We start from the raw sequence: 16,331 nt of genomic DNA, 5'->3' as shown, positions 1-16,331 counted from the left end.
AACATTACTATATTTCGTGAAGAGAGTACAAAGTGCCACAAGCCCAGTATTTCAAAGGGGTTGTGGCACTTATACGTTCATTCATGTGTCAAAGATGGGATTATAATCAAAAATGCGTCAGGTATCAACAGGCATTCACAGACATTCCCCCTTTGAGTCAGATATTTTGTTTGCGGTGTATCCAAAATCAGTGATGGAAAATTATGGCCGAACTGGCCCTGACGGTATCGTCTGATACCGTATGAAGCCGTATGCTGTACAGATGACAGCCACGGACTTGATGAACGGTTCTGCGCACAGGAATGTGCGGCAGAGACTGCTATTATTTTACCATATTTACGGTAGAAAGCCAGAAAAAAATTACAATACATACAAAAAAAATTACACAATAGAAATCCAGAAAAATTATTTAAACATAAAATTAAAAATAGCATCGGTATACTTACCAGAAACAGAAAATACCAATTGCATGAAGACCGTCCCTATGATATAGTAAAAGGGTATCGGAGAACGTTCCGTTCTCTATTTCTGCAGTTCACTGGCAGTTCGCCGCAGTTTCAGGAAAAGCTACAAAAGAGAATAGAAAACAGGAGAGTGATGCGTTTTGAGGGAATAGGGGCAGGGATTTTTTTGCTTTCAGCGGTGTAAAAACGCGGGAATTCAGGAAAATTCCAGTTGACATTTAGGGACAAGTATACTATGATTATAAACAGGAAAAGAACGTTTGTTCGCATTGGAGGATAACATGAATAAAGATGATAAATTAAAGGCACTTGATGCCGCCATTACACAGATTGAGAAAGCATATGGCAAGGGTTCCGTGATGAAGCTGGGAGACGGCGGCGTGAAGATGAACGTGGAGACTATTCCGACCGGTTCCTTAAGCCTTGATATCGCCCTGGGACTCGGTGGAATCCCGAAGGGAAGAGTCGTGGAGATCTATGGCCCGGAGTCCAGTGGTAAGACGACCGTGGCTTTACATATGATTGCAGAAGTTCAGAAACGCGGCGGCATCGCGGGCTTTATTGACGCTGAGCATGCCCTTGATCCGGTGTATGCGAAGAAGATCGGCGTGGATATCGATAATTTATATATCTCTCAGCCGGATAACGGGGAGCAGGCGTTGGAGATCACAGAGACGATGGTGCGTTCCGGCGCGGTTGACATTATCATCGTGGACTCGGTTGCAGCCCTTGTTCCGAAGGCGGAGATTGAAGGCGACATGGGTGACTCTCATGTAGGCCTGCAGGCCCGTCTGATGTCTCAGGCCTTAAGAAAGCTGACCGGTGTCATCAGTAAGTCCAACTGTACGGTACTCTTCATCAACCAGCTGCGTGAGAAGGTAGGCGTTATGTTCGGCAGCCCTGAGACAACGACTGGCGGCCGTGCCCTGAAATTCTACGCTTCTGTGCGTATGGATATCAGAAGAATTGAATCCTTAAAGCAGGGCGGCGAAGTGGTTGGTAACCGCGTACGTGTGAAGGTTGTTAAGAATAAGATTGCTCCGCCATTTAAAGAAGCAGAGTTTGATATCATGTTTGGAAAGGGTATTTCCAAAGAAGGCGATGTGCTCGATCTGGCGGTGAAGGAAGATATTGTGGAGAAGAGCGGCGCATGGTTCGCTTACGGCGGAGCAAAGATCGGCCAGGGCCGTGAGAATTCTAAAATTTATCTCCAGGATAATCCTGCTGTCTGTGAGGAGATCGAGAATAAGGTGCGCGCCCGTTACGGACTCGGTGAAGATGGTGCGGCTCCGGTAAGTGCTCCGGCAGGCGGCGCTCCCGCGGGAGAAGCTGTTCCGGAAAAAGAGAGTAAGAGAATTAAGGCCGAACCGAAGGAATCATAAGTCTGACTAATAAGATGGCAGGAAATTATAAAGAACTGTGATCTATAAAGGCGGCGATTCATAAAATCAGTAAATAAGAAGAGTAAGGGGCAGGTATGACAGTTACGGAGATCACACCCCTTGATAAGCGCAGGAGTAAAGTCGTTCTGGATGAAGACTTTGCTCTTGCGCTTTATAACGGGGAAATAAAGCGGTATCACATTGAGACGGGAGAGGAACTGCCGGAGGAGACGTATCGTGAGATCATGGAAGAGATCCTTTTAAAGCGTGCGGTGGAGCGGGTCTGTTACCTGCTGAAGTCTTCCGATAAGACGGAACAGGAGTTGCGGAAGAAGCTGAAGGACGGATACTATCCTGGAGAAGCTATCGAGTATGCCATCGAATTCCTGAAGAAGCACCGGTATATCAACGATGAAGAGTATGGCAGACGCTACGTGGAGTATCACTCCACAAAGAAAAGCAAGCGGCAGATTCAGTACGAGCTTCAGCGAAAAGGGCTTTCCAAGGAGGCGGTCTCCGACATTTTAGAGGAGCATCCGGTGGACGAGGAGGCGCAGATCAGGGACTACATCAGGCGGAAGAGACTGGAGCCGGAAGCCATGACACTGGAAGAGCGGAGAAAAGCTATGGCAGCGCTGGGAAGAAAAGGATTTTCCTTTGAGACGGTGGACCGCGTTTTTGGCAGTAAGTACAGTGATGATGGGTCATTTTGAAAATGTGTATAAGTATACTGGAAACAGCGGTTAAATACTTGACATAATGTATAAAACAGTTTAAAATTGTAGTGTTGTATTGATGTACAATGAAAATTAAATAAGGAGGTGCTCCTGTGTCAGTATCAGTATTCACGGCTGCATTGATTGCAATCGTCGCATCAGTTGTAGTTGCTTTTATTACCTGGACTGCTGCCATCGCGTATCGTACAAAATCGTATGAGAGCAAGATTGGTTCTGCAGAAGAAAAATCCCGGGAAATAATAGATGAAGCATTAAAAACCGCTGAGACAAAGAAGCGCGAAGCTCTCCTTGAAGCAAAAGAAGAGTCTTTGAAGACTAAGAATGAACTGGAAAAAGAGACCAGAGAAAGAAGAGCTGAGCTTCAACGTTATGAAAGACGAGTACTAAGCAAGGAAGAAAACCTGGACAAGAAGTCCGACGCAATGGAAAAAAGAGAAGTAGGTCTTACTGCTCGAGAGGAAGCCCTGAATAAGAGAAACGCCGAAGTAGAGTCTCTCTATGAAAAAGGGATACAGGAACTGGAAAAGATTTCCGGATTAACCTCCGAACAAGCAAAAGAATATCTTTTAAAATCTGTTGAAGATGATGTAAAACATGACACTGCGAAATTAATCAAGGAACTCGACAACAAAGCAAAAGAGGAAGCCGATAAAAAGGCGAGGGAATATGTGGTGACAGCCATCCAGAGATGTGCTGCGGACCACGTTGCAGAGACGACAGTTTCCGTTGTGCAGCTTCCGAACGATGAGATGAAAGGCCGAATCATCGGACGTGAAGGACGCAACATTCGTACGTTAGAAACCCTGACGGGCGTGGAACTCATTATCGATGATACCCCTGAGGCGGTTGTATTATCCGGATTCGATCCGGTTCGAAGAGAAGTAGCCAGGATCGCATTGGAACGGCTCATTGTGGACGGACGTATTCATCCGGCCAGAATTGAGGAAATGGTAGAAAAAGCACAGAAAGAAGTGGAAACCAACATGCGTGAGGAAGGTGAGGCCGCGGCCCTTGAGGTCGGTATTCACGGTCTGCATCCGGAACTCATCAGACTGCTTGGTAAACTGAAGTACAGGACAAGCTACGGACAGAATGCATTAAAGCATTCCATGGAAGTAGCCCAGTTATCCGGGCTTCTTGCCGGAGAGATCGGGCTTGATGTCCGTATGGCTAAACGTGCCGGTTTATTACATGACATTGGGAAAGCCGTTGACCATGAGATGGAAGGTTCTCACATTCAGCTGGGAGCGGAGCTCTGCAAGAAGTACAGAGAGCCTGCAGTTGTGCTGAATACCGTAGAATCCCATCACGGTGACGTTGAACCACAGAGTCTTATCGCCTGCATCGTACAGGCGGCGGACACAATTTCTGCCGCAAGACCGGGTGCAAGAAGAGAGACACTGGAAACATATACAAACAGATTGAAACAGTTAGAAGATATTACAAACTCCTTCAAGGGAGTCGACAAGTCTTTCGCCATCCAGGCGGGACGCGAAGTTCGGATTATGGTAGTACCGGAACAGATTAACGATGACGGAATGATCTTATTGGCGCGCGATATTTCCAAGAAGATCGAAGAAGCCCTGGAATACCCGGGACAGATTAAGGTCAACGTGATCAGAGAGTCCAGAGTGACAGATTACGCGAAGTAATTGTTCGGAGTGAAAGATAAATGCCCTAAAAACCGTAAGAATCCAGTATTCATGCGGGTTTAGGGCATTTTTTTATTTCATATAACTTCTTGTATTTTTCGCCTTAATTGGCGTAAAATTGGCGTAAAACGGGAAATGCAATTGGCGTAAAAAATTTGATGAAAGATTACACTAAAAACCTCTTAAAATAAAGGATTGGACAGTATTTGAATAGAAAAGCTTCAAATACGTATCCAGTCCTTTTTTTGTCTTCAATTTTGCCCCCTAAATTTGATTTTGTGCAGCGGCCATCAGTGCGGGAGGGAGTGAGGTGCGAATAAACATCGATACATATTCGGGCGTGATATAGCTGACTTCACTCCTGTTTTTTGCTTTGATCCATTCAACCAGTATTCCGGCAATGGCCTGGGTATATACGAAGGTTAAAAACCGCTCATATTCCTCCGGAATTGCAACGCCGAGATTTTTTGCACCCAACTTTAGGTGTGTGTTTACTAACTTATGAAAATCGGAAACAAAAAAACGCTGTAAGCCTTCTATGCCCATACTGTCTAGCGCACAGTTTAAAATATGCTTGTTCTCCGATACATAGTTCATTACAAACTCAATCGCGTCCTCTAAATTCAGCAGCAAATCAAAGTTTTGAACGACCTCAATGGCTTCCTGCTCCAGCATCCATTGCAGCAGTGCATAAATATCTTCAAAATGATAGTAAAAGGTCTTCCTGTTCAAATTGCATTCTTCAATCAACTCGCGAACCGTTATTTTGGAAAGAGATTTTTTGGTCATCTTTTTTTTGAGAACATTGGCAAGGGCAAGTTTTGTCTGAAGGGTTTTCTCTTCTTGTTTCATCTGTTTACCTCTTAATCGCAGCGATGATACCATGGTCAAGAAACGGGTGGAAGACCTCGTTAAGTGCCCAGGTATTCATAGGATATCACATCTGTCCGGTATTTGCAATCGACCATCAATTCGGCACCTTTTGTCCGGTTTTACTCATTTGCACTGCAGATGACCGTTTTTTTACTCTCCGGTTTCCTGTATGATTTCTATCAAAGAGGTGGCATTCATGAAAAATGGCATATATTACTGCCAAGTCAACGCGCCCGCGTGTCCGTTTGGCTCGTTGCCGGATCATCTGTAACATAAGTCAGCATTTTATGAGAAAGCAGGTAAAAGCAATGATGAAATTTACAAGAAAGATTGATTTTCAGTCCCATTTTCTCTCACCGGCGTATTACGAATTCCTTGACAGCGAAGGCATGGAGAAACCAGACGGTTTCCCGACACCGGATTGGGACTTGGAGACACAGCTGGAGTTTATGGACACTCTTGGAATTGGTTTTGCGTTTCTGGAGCTCTCTTCACCGGGGCTCTATACGGCACAGAAGGAAAAAACGCTGAGGTATGTGCGCCGTATCAATGAAGAGGCGGCAGAATATGTTTCGAGGCACCCCGAGCGTCTCGGTTTCCTGGGGGTGCTGCCGCTTCCTCACGTGGAGGACAGTATTCGGGAGGCCGTCTATGCGCTGGACACCTTACACGCGGATGGAATCGGCGTTCTGACCAACAGCGGCGGCGTTTACCTGGGAGACCGGCGGTATGACGATTTGATGAAGGAGTTGAACGGCCGGGGCGCGCTGGTCGTCATTCACCCCGCTGCACCGGCGGTGAGCATTCCCAATGTCTGCGAGGACATAAGCATTCCCGCCATGGAGTTCTTTTTCGAGACCACCAGGACCTTTACCAACATGGTGCTGATGGACACCTTTGCACGCTTTCCAGGCATCAAATGGGTTGTCCCCCACGCGGGAGCATTCCTCAGTGTTCTGGCAGACCGCTTTGAATCGTTTTCGGTTATGCTGCGCTTTGACAACCCGGACCGCCACGCAGATTTTATGGCGGATATGCGCCATGTTTACTTCGATGTGGCGGGCTTTTCCGAGCAGAAGCAGGTGGAGCTGCTCCTCAAAAATGTGGACTCCAGCCATCTGCTCTACGGCTCCGACACGCCCTACACCGACATTTTTGCCTGCATCGGACAGACGGAGGCACTGGAACAGACAAAAAAACTGACTTACGAGCAAAAGCAGATGATATTTACAGAAAACGCACTGGAACTGGTTCCCCGCCTTAAAAAAATTACAAGTTTGGGAGGTCATAATTATGCAGCCGGTAAATAAAACAAAAAAATTTGAAGTTAAAATTAAAAGTCCTATGGGGCCCATTAAGGTCTATGTGGAGCTTACCATGTACACCGAAACAGAATTTGGTGGTACGGCAAAGCTGATGGGCTTAACCATTCCCTACGAAAACGGTAAAGTGAATGGGAGCAGCTATCAATTTGGAATTCAAGTGAAGCTGCCGTTTGGAGTGCTGCCGGTGGAGGTGGACGCCAATTTAGCTGCCGATGGAACCGTAACGGGTTTGGCCCATGCCCCCAATCATAAGCCCATGAAAATAGAAGGAGCGCAAGTGCAATGAGTGAGAACAATCAGAAAAAGCAAGATGGTGGTGCCGTGATCAAAGCTGCGACCTTTATCGTGGATAAGCGCAACTTGTTTTTTCTGCTGCTCATCATCGCCATCATCTTTTCCGCATTTTCAAAGGGCTGGGTTCATGTGGAGAACTCCCTGTCGGCTTATCTGCCTGACAATACCGAGACCAGAGTGGGGCTCGACATCATGGAGAAGGAATTTGTGACCTTTGGCATGGCAGACGTCATGGTGGCCAATATCTCCTATCCACAGGCGGAGGAAATCCTGCAAAAGCTGGAGGCGGTGCCCGGAGTGTCCGGCGTCACCTTTGACGATACCGCCGACCACTATGAAAACGCCAGCGCCCTCTACCATATTACCTTCGCCTATGATGAAAAGGAGGACGCCTGTCTCACGTCGCTGGACACTGTGAAGGAGACCCTCGCCGGGCACGACTTCTATGTATCCACCACCCTGGGAGACACTCTCTCGGAGACGATTGCCAGCGAGATGCAGGCGATCATCGTCATTGTGGCCATCCTGGTGGTAGGCATTCTTTTGCTGACCTCGGAGACTTACGCCGAGGTGATTGTGCTGCTGGCAACCTTTCTCTCTGCCGCAATTATCAACATGGGAACAAATTTCCTCTTCGGAACCATCTCCTTTGTCTCAAACTCCGTCACCATTGTGCTCCAGCTGGCCCTGTCTATTGACTATGCGGTCATCCTGTGCAACCGCTTTAAGGAGGAACAGGAGACGCTGCCCACCCGTGAGGCGGTCATTGTGGCGCTGAGCAAGGCCATCCCCGAAATATCGGCCAGCTCCCTTACCACCGTGGGCGGACTCATGGCTATGACTTTTATGCAGTTTGAAATTGGCGTCGATATGGGCATCGTACTCATCAAGGCGATTATTTTAAGCCTGCTGTCGGTCTTTATTATCATGCCTGGGCTGCTGATTCTCTTCAGCAACTGGATGGAAAAGACCAGGCACAAAAAGCTGATTCCACCAATTCCCCTTGTAGGCAAGATTGCGTACCGGACACGTTTTGTTGTCCCACCCATATTTTTAGTTCTGGCTGCCGCCGCGATGTTCATTTCCAATCAGTGCCCTTATGTGTACGGCTACAGTCAGCTGACCACTCCGGTTCAGAATGAATCGCAAATCGCCGAACAGATGATCAAAGAGAACTTCGGCAAGGACAACGTGCTTGCCATGATCGTGCCGGGCGGCGATTATGAGGCAGAGCGGGGGCTCCTTGCTGAACTTGAGGCACGGCCCGAGATCGATTACGCCATGGGACTGAGCAACACCGAGGCAATGGACGGGTATATGCTGACCGATAAGCTGAATCCGCGCCAGTTTGCCGAGCTTGCGGACCTGGACTATGAGGTGGCGGAGATGCTCTATGCCGCCTACGCAGCAAATAATGAGAACTATGCGAAAATTGTCAATGGTCTGCCCACCTATGGCGTACCGCTCATTGATATGTTTATGTTCCTCTATGACGAGGTGCAGGAGGGGTATGTAACCCTCGACCCAGACTTACAGGAGACCTTGGACGATGCCTATGTGCAGATGCGGGACGGCCGCGTTCAAATGGAGGGTGAGCACTACAGCCGTATCCTCATGTCGCTCAACCTCCCCCAGGAGGGCGCGGAGACCTTTGCGTTTCTCGATGAGATGCACACGATCGCCGGGCAATACTACAAGGACGAAATTTATCTTGCGGGAGACTCCACCAGTCAGTATGACCTGTATAAATCCTTCCAGCGGGATAATACGGTGGTGAATGTGGTCTCCATTCTTATCGTTCTGGCGGTGCTCCTCTTTACCTTCAACTCGGCGGGGCTGCCGGTACTGCTGATCATGGTCATTCAGGGCAGTATCTGGCTCAACTTCTCCTTCCCGGCGCTCACCCGGTCGCCCCTCTTTTTCATGAGCTATCTCATCGTCTCATCCATCCAGATGGGAGCGAACATCGACTACGCAATCGTCATCTCCTCCCGGTACATGGAGCTGTCGGAGCAGATGCCGCAGAGAGAGGCCATGATCGAGACCATGAACCTTTCGTTCCCAACCATCATCACCTCCGGGTCCATGCTGGCCATTGCAGGTCTCCTCATCGGCGAACTGACCTCGGAGCCGGCCATCGTGGCCATCGGGCAGTCCCTTGCCAGAGGGACCCTTATCTCCATTTTCCTGGTCCTGTTCATTCTGCCCCAGCTTCTGCTTTTTGGAGATAAGATCATACGCAAAACATCCTTCGCGATTAACGTGGCCCTGCCCACACGCAGCGCGGCCAGCGGATTTGTTCGGGTGGATGGGCGCATCCATGGGCAGGTTTCCGGAATAATTACCGGAACCATTCACGGCGTCGTGAGGGGCAGGGTGGATGCCTTTGTTCAATCAGGAGAAATCAAAGAAATTGAGGCACCGGAAAAAAAGGAGGATATCGAAGATGAATAAGCGGAGTATAATCAGTTTTCTCATGGCGTGTGTCCTCTTTGCCAGCTGTGCTTCCCCCGTCTTTGCGGTGGAACAGGAACGCATCGTCTCTATTGACAGCACGCAGGAATTTTTGGAATTTGCAAAAAACTGTACGTTAGATACCTGGTCACAAGGCAAGGAGTTCCGGCTTACCAGCGACTTAGACCTCCGGGGCACGGATTTTGTATCCGTCCCGACCTTTGGCGGATTGTTTGACGGCCAGGGGCACACCATCAAAGGATGGTCGGTTTCCCATAGCGTTTCTAACGTTGGGGTCTTCGGCATTGTTCAGCCGGGCGCCGTGGTCAAAAACCTCCAAGTCACCGGGAGCATTGTGTCTGCGGGCACGCAGGATGTCCTTGGCGGGATTGCAGGAACGAACTATGGCACCATCCATGATTGCAGTTTCAACGGAACCGTAAAAGGCAGAAGCACGGTTGGAGGGATTGCCGGAAGCAACGAGACCAGCGGCGTGATCACAGGATGCCGAGTCTCCGGCATCATCTCCGGAACCCATTTCACAGGCGGTATCGTTGGTTTAAACAGCGGCAGCATGATAAACTGTACCAATAATGGTGCGGTCAATACGGACTATGTGGAGCTGCCAGCTTTCCTTGAAAATATAGAAATTGATTGGGAGCGCCCAAACTCCGCAGAAAATGTTCCCGCACATACCGACACCGGGGGAATCAGTGGCTATTCCACAGGCTCCATCGAGTCCTGCACTAACAACGGGAGCGTAGGCTACCCTCATGTGGGCTACAATGTGGGGGGAATCTCAGGCAGACAGTCGGGATATTTAAGCGGCTGCGTCAACAACGGAACCATTAACGGACGAAAGGACGTTGGTGGTATCGTGGGGCAGATGGCCCCCGATATTCGCCTGACATTCAGCGGGACGGACATTCAGCAGTTGGAGACCGAGCTCAACACACTTCATCGGCTGCTGGATCAGACACTGACGGATGCGGATGCCGCCTCCACCACCGCCTCCGCACAGACCACCACTGCGTTGGGATATTTGGATACCGCACGGGATAGCGCCGACAGCCTGAACAGTCAAATCACCGGCTTTGTGGACGGCAATGTCAGCTCCACCAACGATTTATCCGCTCTTATCCGGAAGTATATCGGCAGGCTGCCGGGAATTCTATCGGAGCTGGAGGACGCATCTGAGGAGGCTTCACAGGCATTCTCCGAGTTGCAGAAGGTCGCTCCACAGCTAAATGACCTCACCCTAATATCCGACGACGCTATCCGTGATTTACAGGAAGCTGTCTCGCATTTGCGCGAGGCGTCAGCCTATCTCAGCGCCGGGGTAGAGGAAATCCAGGCAGCCGTGGACATTCTCGTCAACGACCGGTACCTGCCTGATATGGATGCCGAGATGAAGCAGCTGCAGACAGACAGTACAGCCTTTGCCAATGCGGTGGAAGCCGTCGCAGAAATTGTGGAAGAAGCTGCGGCGGAATACGAGGCAGCAGGCACCATAGGCCGCGAAACATTGGAAAAGCTGCTCCAGTCACTGACTGATGTGATGACTTGCGGGTCTGCCGTGGCGACAGACCTGGACGATATCATGCAAAAGATAGATTGGGACCGCATCGGGCAGGAAGCAGAAGGCTTACAAGGTGATATACAGTCAGCTCTAAGCCATTTGTCCCGTTCCATAAACTATTTTTCAAATACATTTGGCGAAATAAATCATTCTCTCTCTGTGCTTGCCGCCTTCTTAGAGCATCTGGAGGAGGCCAATGGTGCAATTAGTCCGATTGCGGGCCAGATTCAGTCGGCCCTCCAAACGCTTGAGTCCGCATCAGACTCTCTGTCCGGCGTGGTTATTCAGCTGTATCAATGGGCGGCAGACCTGTCCGGGGAGGACGATATCAGATTTCAAGGCTTGGGAGAAGCTTACACACAGAGTTCGGAACGGCTGAACGCCGCTTTGACCGGGCTCTCCGGCTCACTCTCATCGCTGAACAGTACACTCGGCTCCTCAAACGATACCCTCGTCGACGATCTTCGGGCGGTCAACAACCAGTTTATGGTGGTTATGGACCTGATGCTCGCTCTCTGCGACGATGTAGGAACCGACGGACCTGACCCCAAAAATTACTATGAGGATATCTCCAACGAGGATATTTACGAGACTCGCGAGGGCAAGGTGGCCGGCTGCAAAAATACCGGGACGGTGGATGGAGATGTCAACGTGGGCGGCGTGGCGGGCTCCATGGCCATTGAGTACGACCTGGATCCGGAGGATGATATTTCCATAAGCGGAACCCGCTCCTGCGATTTTAAGTACCAGACCAGAGCGATTGCACTGGAGTGCGTGAACATAGGCAGCGTGACCTCCAAAAAGGACTATGCAGGCGGGATAGTTGGGCGAATGGATTTGGGGACGGTCTACACCTGTGAGAACTACGGCTTTATCTCCAGCACCTCCGGGGATTACGTCGGCGGCATCGCAGGTCAGTCACTCTCAATCATTCGCAAATCCTTTACCAAGAGCTTTCTGTCCGGGCGCAGGTATGTGGGCGGCATTGCAGGACAAGGCAAGGATATCAGTGAATGCTACACGCTGGTAAATGTGCGGGGAGATTCGCAAAATGCCGCCGCCATTGCCGGTGATGCCACCGGAATACTCTCGGGCAACTACTTTGTTTCGGATGACCTTGCGGGTGTGGACAGAGTGAGTCTGTCCGGGAAAGCGGAACCCATGTCCTATGAAGCCCTGCTTTTGGCAGAAGGGCTTCCCACCAGGTTCAAAAGCCTGTCCATGATCTTCATGGCGGACAATGCTGTCGTGAAAACACTTTCGGTGCAATACGGTGAAACGCTGGAACATTCTCATGTGCCGGACGTTCCTTATAAAGAAGGCTGCTATGGGCAGTGGAGCAGGTCAGATTTTACCAATTTAAGATTCGATGATGTGGTTGAGGCCGTTTACACAAGGTATTGCACTACACTGGCAAGCAGTGCGCTGCGCAGCAACGGGCAGTCGGTGATTCTTGTTGACGGGCAGTTCTCTCAAGATGATGCGATTACCGTCACGAAAGGCGATGCTTCAGGTGTCCCACTGGATGAAATTGACGAGTATTGGCGCGTCTCCATGCCGGGAGACGGTGCGCAGCAGCACATCATCCGTTATCAGCCCCTAAATGGGAAACCAGAGAAAACAACTATTTACCTCTATGTGGATGGACAGTGGAGCAAAGCGGATACCGAAGTCATGGGGAGCTATCTGCTCCTGTCCGCAGACGGAACTGAGGTGCAGCTTGCAATCCGGTCAGCGGAGCAGTCCCGCATGCTGCTCATCGCAATTGGAATGGGTGCTGCGCTGCTGGCTCTTATACTTGCTGGAAAGGTTATAACCACAAGAAATTAAAGTGCGCAGTTATAAGGAAGACGCTAAAATAATCCGGCAGGCTGGTCCTACCGGATTATTTTATGCTTTCTCCGAAAAGCCTGAGGCGTCATGCCGGTTTCTTTCCTGAATACCCGTGAAAAATAACTGGTATCCTGGAATCCCAGATAGAGAGCGATTTCCTGAATCTGCATACCGGACTGAATCAAAAGATCCGAGGCCAGCTGGATGCGTCTGATAGTGATGAACTGACCGACCGTCATTCCAGTCTCTTTTTTGAAAAGAGCGGCTAAATACGTCGGGGAAAGACTGCATAATTCAGCCAGAGTTCCCAGATTAATTTCGGCTCCAAGGTTTGTGAGGATGAAGGCGGTGACCTGGCGGATGGACTTACTATATTCCTTCATGGAAAGATTCTGGACCAGTGTCAGGTACTCTCCCAGCATACGGATGTCGCCGTCATGGAGTTCTCCCGGAGACATGGCCTGCTCAATTCTGATTGTATGATGCTCGGAAGCCTCATGCAAAAGGGAAACATGTACGCCGCTATATTGGGCGGACTTTCGGCACAGTACATTCAGCGAATGGCTGTGGCACCGGGCTGTCTGAAGCTGCTTTTCCCGATGAAGACGTTTTTTTACATAAAGATACAGTTCTTCATAGGTCTGAAGCGCCTCCTTGCGATTGCCGTGCTCGATTTCCCACATCATCTTTTTTTCCAGATCAAAAAGCTTCTCTACTTCTTTGAAGAATGTCAGCTGTGCCCCGGGATTTTCCTGAAACGGTGTAATGGAGCCGGAGGAGAGCGGGGAAAGGGACAGATTGATCATATCAAACTTCACAGTCCTTCCATACAGAAAGCGTCCTGCGATGCCGGCAAAATACCGTACATAAGACAGTTTAGCAAGGGGAAGCGAACGATAATAGTCAATGAGAGCCGGTTTCGTGGAAGGATGCATTGCGTTTGCAGACATTACGCGGATAATCTCCTCATCCCCCGGTTCAGCCGTCAGGAAAGATCCGATAATCATGAGTAAATCATCCGGTAGTTTTCTTCGTAGGATCAGGGTGTGAACATGCAGTAAATCTTCAATACAATAGAGCTTCTCCTCTTCAAAGTTGCAGGAATTCACCTGGGACAGGCCGGCTGACAGAAGGGAATCATAGCTGCTTAGATTTTCTCTCGTATTGGGAATGAATGAGACGGGAACTCCGGTTGCTTTTCCAATCATATCGGTAATCATATCAAATGCGGTGTAGTCAGCCATCATGTCACCTCCTAAAGATAGTACCAGTATATCATAAGATTATCCTAACTTCAAATAATTGTCCCTGTTATAATCAAATTATCAGGAACGCGTTCTGAAATAAAAATATTCAGGGGGATACTATGGATAACCAGATGAATTACGACAAGGCAAAACTGTGGCAGATCGGATGTTTTTCTATGAACAACGTGGCCACCAACTGTGCAAATTTTTTAATGGCTTATTACGCTTACTACACTCAGAATGTGTTGGGACTGGCAGCGGTCATTGTTGGAATGATTGCCACCTGCACCAGAATATTTGACGGGATAACGGATCCCATCGTAGGTTTTTGGATTGACCGGACGGATGGAAGATTCGGAAAATTCCGCCCGTTTATGCTGGGTGGAAACATCATCATTGGACTCTGTCTGCTTGCTTTATTCCGAACACCCGTCACCTTATCGCTTACCGGGAAATATATTTATACAACGGTCATGTATTTTCTGTATATTATTGGTTACACCTTTCAGACGATCTGTACAAAGGGTGCCCAGACGATACTGACCAATGATCCGAAACAGAGGCCAATCTTCACATTTTTTGACGGATTTGGCTGCCAGATCATATCGGCTATTATTCCATTTCTGATTACCACGTATCTGGCCAAAATTTATTCGGTTGGCGAATATGCCCCCAATAAAGGAATGGTGAATCCGGAGTTATGGAAGACGGCGTCCCTCATTATTGTACTGTTGTCTGTGTTTCTGACTATTTTGGCAATTGCCGGAATCTGGGAGAAGGATCGGTCTGAGAATTTTACGAGTCGTGGAAATGCTGAAAAGGTAAAAGTATCAGCATATTTAGACATCACTGCACACAACCGTCCTTTGCAGATGCTGATTGTTTCCGCAGCTACTGACAAGCTTGGCTCCATGCTGATGGGAGGAACACTGACCTACATATTTGCCAATATCCTGTTAAATTCTTCCATGCAGGGAAAATTTTCGATGATGGTACTGGTACCATCGATTATCTTTTCTTTTTTGGGAGTAGTGCTGGCAAGAAAGGTTGGGCTGAAACGGTGTTTTTTAACAACGACCTGGATTTCCTTAATTTTGCTGACACTGATGTTTATTTTGAAACCGAATCCGGAGGTACCGTTTATTTTCCTGGGATTATACATGCTGCAGAAATGTGTAACTTATGTTTCCATGTCCACGCTGACCCCGCTCATTGCTGACTGCAGCGATTACGAGACTTACCGCTCAGGACGGTATGTTCCGGGGATGGTGGCAACTATTTTTTCGTTTATTGACAAGCTGCTGTCCTCGCTGTCTACGCTGATTGTAGGATTTGCGCTGGCTTATGCCGGTGTGGGAGCTGTAACGATCACACCAAACGAGCCGGTCAATGCTGTATTTAATAATGTGATCCTGATTTGTTTTTGTATTGTACCGATATTAGGTCATATCGCGACATTGATAGCCATGCGGTTTTATGATCTTACGAAGGAGAAAATGGAAGAAGTGCAGCATACCATAGCGGAAAGAAAAAGAGGATAACTGTTCCAATGTACAAAGCGAAAGAATATCATGTACCGGCGCAGCAGAAGCTGGTGCTGGAAAATGAGGATAACGGTTTAACAGCCGTTATCCTTCCTGCATGCGGAGGCATGCTGGTCAGTTTGAATATGCAGGGGCAGGAGTATCTTTATTCTGATGTGGCCAATCTTTTATCAGAAGAACGGCCAAAATGCGGAATGCCTATATTATTTCCTATTTGTGGAAGACTAAAAGAGGATTCTTACTTTGAAAGTGGTGAGATTCGCCATATGGGGATTCATGGACTGGCCCAATATGCTGTGTGGGAAGTCATGAGCGCAGGAGAATCAGAGGAGAATTCTTATGCAAAGCTGAGATTCTGTTCAGATGAACGAACCAAAAAGCTATATCCTTATGAATTTTGTGTTGACTTGGAATACAAACTGGTGGGAAACTCTCTGTATGTGTTCCAGACTTATCACAATCAATCAGAGGTGACCATGCGTTTTTCTTTTGGTTTTCATCCATATTTTTGCATATCGGAATTAAAATCGGTGGAATTTCAAATTTCAGCGGATGAGTTATGGATTCCATCCAAAAAGCTGCGTATTCCGGCACCGGGACGATTTGCTTTTGAGATAGACGGATCATCCGAGTATGGGGCAATGTTTTTTAACGCGTCCCAGCGGGTTTCGTTGTGGGACCGTGGCAGCGGACACCGTCTGGAGGTGTCCTTTAGTCCGGAATTTCCCTACCATCTGCTCTGGTCCCGACCTGAGAATCATTTTGTTTGTATGGAACCATGGTCGGCACCGGCAGATGCGTTTCATACGGCACCCGAGACATTAACCAGCCTTGAGCCGGGGCAGAAGACAACTGCCTGTATTGGACTGCATATTTTAGATTCTGCATCGGAAAATCATGAGAAAAAAAGGAGGAGAGGGCTATAAAACGATTATTTCAATCATGTA

At 48.6% G+C, this 16,331-nt stretch carries 11 protein-coding genes; 9 read left to right on the top strand and 2 right to left on the bottom strand.

Going from position 1 to position 16,331, the window contains the following annotated elements; genetic code table 11:
- Window positions 1–745: 745 nt before the first annotated feature.
- The 3 genes from recA to rny all read left to right on the top strand — a co-directional run bounded on the left by recA (window position 746) and on the right by rny (window position 4,235).
- Window positions 746–1,846, top strand: a complete 1,101-nt coding sequence (gene recA / locus DFR60_RS16875) for a recombinase RecA (protein ID WP_110323944.1) — start codon at window positions 746–748, stop codon at window positions 1,844–1,846.
- A gap of 95 nt (window positions 1,847–1,941) precedes the next feature.
- Complete coding sequence (locus tag DFR60_RS16870) at window positions 1,942–2,559, top strand: regulatory protein RecX (protein WP_110323943.1); 618 nt, start codon at window positions 1,942–1,944, stop codon at window positions 2,557–2,559.
- Between the two features lie 116 nt (window positions 2,560–2,675).
- Window positions 2,676–4,235 (top strand): ribonuclease Y, encoded by a 1,560-nt coding sequence (gene rny, locus DFR60_RS16865; RefSeq protein ID WP_110323942.1) that lies wholly within the window; start codon window positions 2,676–2,678, stop codon window positions 4,233–4,235.
- Window positions 4,236–4,499: 264 nt separating this feature from the next.
- Here the strand turns inward: rny and DFR60_RS16860 are convergent, their stop codons facing one another.
- Window positions 4,500–5,087, bottom strand: a complete 588-nt coding sequence (locus tag DFR60_RS16860) for a TetR/AcrR family transcriptional regulator C-terminal domain-containing protein (RefSeq protein ID WP_110323941.1) — start codon at window positions 5,085–5,087, stop codon at window positions 4,500–4,502.
- A gap of 329 nt (window positions 5,088–5,416) precedes the next feature.
- Here DFR60_RS16860 and DFR60_RS16855 point away from each other — a divergent pair, with 329 nt between their 5' ends.
- From DFR60_RS16855 to DFR60_RS16840, 4 genes are read left to right on the top strand one after another with little or no spacing between them, the layout of a single operon-like run.
- A complete protein-coding gene (locus DFR60_RS16855; protein ID WP_167437631.1) occupies window positions 5,417–6,418 on the top strand; it encodes an amidohydrolase family protein in 1,002 nt (333 codons plus the stop codon).
- On the top strand, window positions 6,402–6,719 hold the full coding sequence (locus DFR60_RS16850) for a hypothetical protein (protein ID WP_110323939.1): 318 nt from the start codon (window positions 6,402–6,404) through the stop codon (window positions 6,717–6,719). Before DFR60_RS16855 ends, DFR60_RS16850 begins: the two co-directional genes overlap by 17 nt.
- Window positions 6,716–9,181: an efflux RND transporter permease subunit gene (locus DFR60_RS16845; protein ID WP_110323938.1), complete on the top strand. Its 2,466-nt coding sequence runs from the start codon at window positions 6,716–6,718 to the stop codon at window positions 9,179–9,181. The genes DFR60_RS16850 and DFR60_RS16845 overlap by 4 nt, the downstream gene beginning before the upstream one ends.
- Entirely contained in the window at window positions 9,174–12,590 is a 3,417-nt protein-coding gene (locus tag DFR60_RS16840; RefSeq protein WP_110323937.1) for a hypothetical protein, read from the top strand. Before DFR60_RS16845 ends, DFR60_RS16840 begins: the two co-directional genes overlap by 8 nt.
- A gap of 47 nt (window positions 12,591–12,637) precedes the next feature.
- Here DFR60_RS16840 and DFR60_RS16835 read toward each other — a convergent pair whose 3' ends face one another.
- Window positions 12,638–13,840: a helix-turn-helix domain-containing protein gene (locus DFR60_RS16835; RefSeq protein WP_110323936.1), complete on the bottom strand. Its 1,203-nt coding sequence runs from the start codon at window positions 13,838–13,840 to the stop codon at window positions 12,638–12,640.
- A gap of 119 nt (window positions 13,841–13,959) precedes the next feature.
- Between DFR60_RS16835 and DFR60_RS16830 the strand changes: the two genes are divergently transcribed.
- Together DFR60_RS16830 and DFR60_RS16825 are read left to right on the top strand one after the other, a co-directional pair.
- Window positions 13,960–15,381, top strand: coding sequence for an MFS transporter (locus DFR60_RS16830; RefSeq protein ID WP_110323935.1), 1,422 nt, complete (start codon window positions 13,960–13,962; stop codon window positions 15,379–15,381).
- A 53-nt stretch (window positions 15,382–15,434) separates the two neighbouring features.
- On the top strand, window positions 15,435–16,310 hold the full coding sequence (locus DFR60_RS16825; RefSeq protein ID WP_167437630.1) for an aldose epimerase family protein: 876 nt from the start codon (window positions 15,435–15,437) through the stop codon (window positions 16,308–16,310).
- Window positions 16,311–16,331 lie beyond the last annotated feature (21 nt).

The sequence above is a fragment of the Hungatella effluvii genome (assembly GCF_003201875.1).
In the GTDB taxonomy this organism is placed as follows: Bacteria; Bacillota; Clostridia; order Lachnospirales; family Lachnospiraceae; genus Hungatella; species Hungatella effluvii.
The sequence above is the reverse complement of the archived record's forward strand: the minus strand, read 5'-3'. Positions and strand labels throughout refer to the sequence as shown.

Excerpts from the sequence above, each read along its gene's own strand:
- recA (WP_110323944.1), top strand. The coding sequence starts at position 746 with ATGAATAAAGATGATAAATTAAAGGCACTTGATGCCGCCATTACACAG.
- DFR60_RS16840 (WP_110323937.1), top strand. The coding sequence starts at position 9,174 with ATGAATAAGCGGAGTATAATCAGTTTTCTCATGGCGTGTGTCCTCTTT.
- DFR60_RS16860 (WP_110323941.1), bottom strand. The coding sequence starts at position 5,087 with ATGAAACAAGAAGAGAAAACCCTTCAGACAAAACTTGCCCTTGCCAAT.
- DFR60_RS16855 (WP_167437631.1), top strand. The coding sequence starts at position 5,417 with ATGATGAAATTTACAAGAAAGATTGATTTTCAGTCCCATTTTCTCTCA.
- DFR60_RS16835 (WP_110323936.1), bottom strand. The coding sequence starts at position 13,840 with ATGATGGCTGACTACACCGCATTTGATATGATTACCGATATGATTGGA.
- DFR60_RS16870 (WP_110323943.1), top strand. The coding sequence starts at position 1,942 with ATGACAGTTACGGAGATCACACCCCTTGATAAGCGCAGGAGTAAAGTC.
- DFR60_RS16830 (WP_110323935.1), top strand. The coding sequence starts at position 13,960 with ATGGATAACCAGATGAATTACGACAAGGCAAAACTGTGGCAGATCGGA.
- DFR60_RS16850 (WP_110323939.1), top strand. The coding sequence starts at position 6,402 with ATGCAGCCGGTAAATAAAACAAAAAAATTTGAAGTTAAAATTAAAAGT.
- DFR60_RS16845 (WP_110323938.1), top strand. The coding sequence starts at position 6,716 with ATGAGTGAGAACAATCAGAAAAAGCAAGATGGTGGTGCCGTGATCAAA.